Raw genomic sequence first — 6,000 nt, 5'->3', positions numbered from 1 at the left:
TTCCGCGCAATGGAAAATCTTGAATGGTTACTTCTTTATGAAAGCCATGGGCAATAAGTATTCTTGAGGCTTCTTCTTTAGGAGCTATATTTCGCTCTTCAAAATAGAGATGCATGACCTCGCCGCTTTTTGTGTTCTTAAATAATTCAAAATGGTTAATCAAAAATTCTGGAAGAATAAGTTTTAATAAGTCTAGGTAATTGTCCAAGGTGCTCTTTTTTTACAAAAATCGTAATCTTATTGTAATTCACACACAACTTTTAGGATTGATCCGAATTACCACCAAATTACCGTACACTGAAAATATAGCTACCGGTTAAAATTGATGCTATATATATACTGTCCATTTTTATACCCTTTGAAAAAAACATAATTTGAAAGGATTATGATATTTTAACTACGTTATATACTAATTTAACCTTGCACTACCCCACTTTCATAATACCTGATAAAATAGCACATAAATATGGCAAAATCAATGTTTTAACAGACGTAATCCTAACATATCTTTGCCTTGTGAAATGTTAAAAACACCAAATTATGAAAAATCTATTAAACAACTCTAAAAAAGGATTCTTATTGGTAACAATGCTTGTTACTATGTTAAGTTTCGCTAAAGAAGCATCTGTTAATAGTTTTATGAATGATGCTAGAAAAACATCGCTTACACTAAATAATGTAAAGCAAGGTGACGTATTTTCAATTAAAGATGAAAATGGTATTGTACTATATAAAGAGTTAATGCAGAAATCAGGAATTTACACTAAAGGTTTTGATTTAACATCACTTCCTAATGGAGAGTATTTTTTTGAATTAGAAAAAGACATGGAAATTAAAACCATTCCTTTTATAGTAAATGCAAAAACTGTTATTGTAAATAGAGAGTTAGAAAGTACCACTTACAAACCTTATGTAAAACAAAAAAACAATTTACTTTTTATCAGCAAACTGGCTACAAACCTAAAACCTGTAAAGATTAGTATTTACACACACAACAATTTAGAATTTCAATTACTATATTCTGAAAAAGTTGAAGGTGTTAAAACTATTGAAAAAGTTTACAAATTAGAAAAAGGTTATTACAAAGTGACTATTAACTCTGATGACAAAGAATTTACAACCTACATTAATAATTAGCTTAATGTCTTATTTAGTTTAGTTGGTAAAGTGAGCTGTGGTGGCTCACTTTTTTTTGCTTTATATTTTCCGGTTAAAGCATACCCCTTAAGCCATAGCTATTCAATATACCTGTATGTAGGTATAAATTAATTGAATGAAAGAAATATAAAACACCAGCCACAACCTTATATTGATAAAATACTATACAATAATATAGATAGATCAATTCCTAACTACATCTTAATAAGGAACCAAGTAACAACTTTTAATACACCATAATTATCCGCCAAAAAACATCTAAGAAACAAAACCGATTTTAGCAAAATATGATGAATTACCATCAATATATGCTATTTTAACTCAGTGCGCAATCAACAATATAATAACAGATAAAATAGCATAGAAACACGTCAAAATCAATGTTTTCATAACCACATACCCACCATATCTTTGCAGTATCAATTATGAAATTAATGATTATGAAAAATATATTAAACAACACAAAAAAAGGATTCTTAATGGTAACAATGTTTGCTACCTTGTTAAGCTTCGCAAATGAAACATCTTTCTATTCTATTGCTAAAGATGCTAAAAAAACATCCCTTACTTTAAACAATGTAAAAGAAGGAAACAAATTATCTATTAAAGATGCAAGTGGTGTCGTTCTTTATAAAGAGCTTATCCAAAAAACTGGAATTTACACTAAAGGTTTTGATTTAACCTCTCTTCCAGATGGTGAATATGTATTTGAATTAGATAAAGATTTAGAAATTAACACAATACCATTTACGGTTAAAGCAAATGATGTTAATGTTAACAAATCTGCTGAAACTACAGTTTTTAAACCGTTTGTAAATCAAAAAAACAACTTAGTATTTATTAGTAAGTTAGCTACAAACTTAGAATCTATGCATATTAGCATCTATGAAATAACAAACAACAATTATGAATTAATTCATTCAGAAAAAGTTGGAGGTACTAACACCATAGAAAGAGTATACAATTTAAGAAAAGGTGACTACAAAATAGCAATTACTTCCGATAACAAGGAGTACACAACATTCATTAATAATTAGTTTAATGTCTTATTTAGTTTAGTTGGTAAAGTGAGCTGTGGTGGCTCACTTTTTTTTTAAACAGTAATACCCCGAACACCTGTAGGAGTTCATCTTTATAAAGTTGGCAGATTAATTAAAATACACTCAATTACCACCTTTATATACTATATTAATTTTACAATAATTTCACTTAAAAATAACAGATAAAATAGCATACAAATTGGTCAATTTCAATGTTTTAAAACCTTTAAAACGATATTACCTTTGTCATGTAAAACGTTAAAAACACCAAATCATGAAAAACGTATTAAACAACTCAAAAAAAGGATTCTTATTAGTAACACTGTTTGTTACTATGTTAAGTTTCGCAAATGAAACATCTTTTTATACTATTAAAAATGATGGGGAAGAAATCTCTGTAACTTTAGATAATGTAAAGCAAGGAAACCTATTGTCTATCAAAGACAACAATGGTATTGTACTATATAAAGAGCAAATTCAAAAATCTGGAACATTCTCTAAAGGATTCGATTTAACATCTTTACCTAATGGAAGTTATATTTTTGAACTTGATAAAGATGTAGAAATTCAAACAATTCCTTTCAACGTAGTAGCAAAGACTGTTACTTTCGATAAAGAATTAGAAACTACAATTTACAAGCCAGTAACTAGAATTAAAGGTGATGTTGCTTTTGTTTCAAGATTATCTTTAAACAAGGCTCCAATGAAAATAGCTGTTTATTTTACTAGCTTCTCAAGCAGCTTCAGAAGCCCAGAACTTATTTATTCTGAAACAGTTAAAGACACTGAAAACACCAGTAGAATTTTCAAACTTACAGGTAAAGATAAAGGTACTTACAAAATTGTTTGCACTACAGAAGGCAGAGAATTTACAGAAGAAATTTAATAATTAATTAATCAAATTGTTTTTAAAAGAGTGAGCATTTAGCTCACTCTTTTTGTTTTATATACAATCGAAATCAATTAAGACATTAACAACACCACCACTACCCTTTATTTACCGGGAAAATTAGCTTTCCGTTTTTGTAAAAAAGCTGTGGTGCCTTCTATAAAATCGTCCGTTCCAAAGCAATTTCCAAACCCAACAATTTCAGCATGAAATCCATTAACACCATCCTTATAATTCGCATTTACGGCTTTAATAGCTTGGCTTATAGCAACTAAAGAATTGTTAGCTATCTTATAAGCTAACTTTTCAGAAAGTGGTAATAATTCTTCCTGGGTTGTTACATGATTAACCAAACCGTAATTTAAAGCTTGGTTAGCATCTATCATACTGGCAGTCATTATCAATTCCATGGCACGTCCTTTCCCAATTAATTGCGGTAATCGTTGCGTGCCACCATAACCTGGAATAACACCCAAAGACACCTCGGGCAATCCCATTTTAGCGTTATCGCTAGCCACCCTAAAATGGCAGGCCATAGCTAATTCTAAACCACCACCAAGAGCGAAACCATTAACCGCAGCAATTACTGGAGTACTTAAATTTTCGACAAAATCAAACAAAATTGTTTGCCCTTTAAGTGCCAATTGCTTGCCTTCTTCTTCAGAAAAATCGGCAAATTCACTAATATCTGCACCAGCAACAAAGGCTTTTTCCCCACTACCTGTAACAATAATTACTTTAGTACTTTTATCATTATCAGCTTTCTTAAAGGCATTATGCAACTCCTCAATAGTTTCGATATTTAGTGCATTCAATTTTTTGGGTCGATTGATGGTAATGGTGGTTACACCAGCTTCTGTTTCAAAAAGTAAGTTATTAAATTTCATAAGTTATTCCTTTAATAAGTTTAGTCCTATAATATAAGGTATTTCGGAGGCATAAAACCTTAAAGCTGTTTTCACCACTTTATCCGATTTATCTCTAGGCGATTTCGTAATATATCGCGCTTTGGAATTGGTAAAATCCATGGTATGTTTTTCATCCATATCTGTTTCTTTATTTGTCTGAAAAATGATACTATTTTTATCAGACCACCAAGTTCCTTTTCCATAAAAATTCTCTTCAGCAGGAATACCACCCTTTCTATAAAAATGATATAAAAAAGTTCCATCTTCATTTAATGAAAGTGTCCATTTTAAACTTTTCTCTACATCTTTTGGATGGCCATAAACATATACACCAGATTGCCCGAAAATATTCATGGAAGCAACAATAGATAAAATAAAAAATAATCGTTTCATGTTCGTTTATTTTACTCTAGGAAACATCACTTTAAAAGTGCTCCCAACATCTTTTTTGGATTCCAAGGTTATACTTCCTCTATAAGTTTCTACAATATTTTTAACCATAGCCAATCCAAGGCCCATACCACTAGTTTTGGTAGTAAACTTTGGTTCGAATACTTTGTCTATATTTTCAATGGAAACACCTGAACCATTATCCGATACAGTAATAACCACATTGCTATCTTCATTCTTAACATTGATATCTATTTTTGGCGTATGGTTTTCTGGCATAGCCTGAATCGCATTTTTAACCAAGTTGGTAACAACACGTATTAACTGTGTTCTATCTAATTTCGCTATAATTTCCTCTTCTTCAGCAGTAAAAACAATATAATCTTCATTAAAAATTTCGAGTGCTAATCTTACAATATTAACCACGTTTAAGGTTTCATTTTGTTGGGCTGGCATTTTAGCAAAATTTGAAAACGCAGACGCAATAGAACTCATCGTATCAATTTGTTGAATCAAAGTTTTGCTAAATTCATCAAGCTTGATATGAATATTTTCATCATCTGGATTAAACTTACGTTGAAAATTTTGAACTGTTAAACGCATGGGAGTTAATGGGTTTTTAATCTCATGCGCTACTTGCTTAGCCATTTCTCGCCATGCTTGTTCTCGTTCACTCTTTGCCAATTGAATAGCACTTTCCTCTAACTCATCAATCATACTATTGTATGAATTTACCAGTGTTGAAATCTCTTCACTAGTATCGTCTACAACAATTTTTTGATTACGTTTTTCTAATCGGGTTGTATTAATCTTATCGCTAATGGTTTTTAACGATTTTGTAATGTATTTTGATAACAAAAAGGCAATAATAATTGCCATAAGTAACACAAACATAAAGGCGTAACCGATACGTGTTAAAAACTCCTGCAATTCTTTATTTAAAAAATCATCCTTCTCTAGATAAGGCAAATTCAATATCGCAATGGCTTTGGATTTTTGATCGATTAAATAGGTATAAGACGATTGAAATGTTTCACCATTCTCTATACGCTTATCCACAAAACGATGTATTGCTGTATTAGAAATGGCATTTAAAATTTCGGCATCTATACAATGGTCTGCTTCATTATTTTGCAAACCTGCCTTTGACGAAACAAGTAAAGATCCCTCTAAATCGTATAAGTTGATTTGAAGTTTATGAATATCTGCAATATTATAAACTTCATCTTTAAATATTAACGGAATGTTTTCGGTTTTAACTTCCCATGTATTCTGACGTCCATTTAGAACCCGTTTTAAATGCGTTTGAATATTTTCTTCTTTCCTATCTAAACGCTCCTTATGGTAATCCTCACTTTGTTCTTTATATTGATAAATGGCAACCAAAGAAATAAGTATAGACGCTAATAATACCAAAAGGATCATAGCTAAAAAAATGCGGGTTCGCAGAGATAGTTTTTTAAGTTTCATGCGCCTATTTTCTTTGATTTGGAAGGAACGCATGCCGTTCACATTTAAACGTACCGCTTTTGGTTGAAATTATTAACAATTCTTGTTCCATGTAGATTTATACTGCATTAAATATAGCAATAATTGAACCAAAAATCGTTTGGAA

General features: G+C 30.7%; 6 protein-coding genes. 3 read left to right on the top strand and 3 right to left on the bottom strand.

Going from position 1 to position 6,000, the window contains the following annotated elements:
• The first annotated feature begins 540 nt into the window (after positions 1 to 540).
• The 3 genes from ABYI63_RS07040 (at position 541) to ABYI63_RS07030 (ending at position 3,084) form a co-directional block, all read left to right on the top strand.
• Positions 541 to 1,137, top strand: a complete 597-nt coding sequence (locus tag ABYI63_RS07040) for a hypothetical protein (protein WP_372754879.1) — start codon at positions 541 to 543, stop codon at positions 1,135 to 1,137.
• Between the two features lie 461 nt (positions 1,138 to 1,598).
• Positions 1,599 to 2,195, top strand: coding sequence for a hypothetical protein (locus tag ABYI63_RS07035; protein WP_372754877.1), 597 nt, complete (start codon positions 1,599 to 1,601; stop codon positions 2,193 to 2,195).
• Positions 2,196 to 2,472: 277 nt separating this feature from the next.
• Positions 2,473 to 3,084, top strand: coding sequence for a hypothetical protein (locus ABYI63_RS07030; protein WP_372754875.1), 612 nt, complete (start codon positions 2,473 to 2,475; stop codon positions 3,082 to 3,084).
• Positions 3,085 to 3,191: 107 nt separating this feature from the next.
• Here the strand turns inward: ABYI63_RS07030 and ABYI63_RS07025 are convergent, their stop codons facing one another.
• The 3 genes from ABYI63_RS07025 to ABYI63_RS07015 are packed head-to-tail and all read right to left on the bottom strand — an operon-like array spanning position 3,192 to position 5,855.
• A complete protein-coding gene (locus ABYI63_RS07025; protein ID WP_372754873.1) occupies positions 3,192 to 3,974 on the bottom strand; it encodes an enoyl-CoA hydratase/isomerase family protein in 783 nt (260 codons plus the stop codon).
• A 3-nt stretch (positions 3,975 to 3,977) separates the two neighbouring features.
• On the bottom strand, positions 3,978 to 4,388 hold the full coding sequence (locus ABYI63_RS07020; protein WP_372754871.1) for a hypothetical protein: 411 nt from the start codon (positions 4,386 to 4,388) through the stop codon (positions 3,978 to 3,980).
• Between the two features lie 6 nt (positions 4,389 to 4,394).
• Complete coding sequence (locus ABYI63_RS07015; RefSeq protein WP_372754869.1) at positions 4,395 to 5,855, bottom strand: ATP-binding protein; 1,461 nt, start codon at positions 5,853 to 5,855, stop codon at positions 4,395 to 4,397.
• Between the last annotated feature and the right edge of the window lie 145 nt (positions 5,856 to 6,000).

This window comes from Mariniflexile sp. (assembly GCF_041583155.1).
In the GTDB taxonomy this organism is placed as follows: domain Bacteria; phylum Bacteroidota; class Bacteroidia; order Flavobacteriales; family Flavobacteriaceae; genus Mariniflexile.
This window is presented reverse-complemented; position numbering and strand designations above follow the sequence as displayed.

Coding starts and splice junctions, on each gene's coding strand:
- ABYI63_RS07030 (WP_372754875.1), top strand. CDS start 2,473: ATGAAAAACGTATTAAACAACTCAAAAAAAGGATTCTTATTAGTAACA.
- ABYI63_RS07025 (WP_372754873.1), bottom strand. CDS start 3,974: ATGAAATTTAATAACTTACTTTTTGAAACAGAAGCTGGTGTAACCACC.
- ABYI63_RS07035 (WP_372754877.1), top strand. CDS start 1,599: ATGAAAAATATATTAAACAACACAAAAAAAGGATTCTTAATGGTAACA.
- ABYI63_RS07040 (WP_372754879.1), top strand. CDS start 541: ATGAAAAATCTATTAAACAACTCTAAAAAAGGATTCTTATTGGTAACA.
- ABYI63_RS07015 (WP_372754869.1), bottom strand. CDS start 5,855: ATGAAACTTAAAAAACTATCTCTGCGAACCCGCATTTTTTTAGCTATG.
- ABYI63_RS07020 (WP_372754871.1), bottom strand. CDS start 4,388: ATGAAACGATTATTTTTTATTTTATCTATTGTTGCTTCCATGAATATT.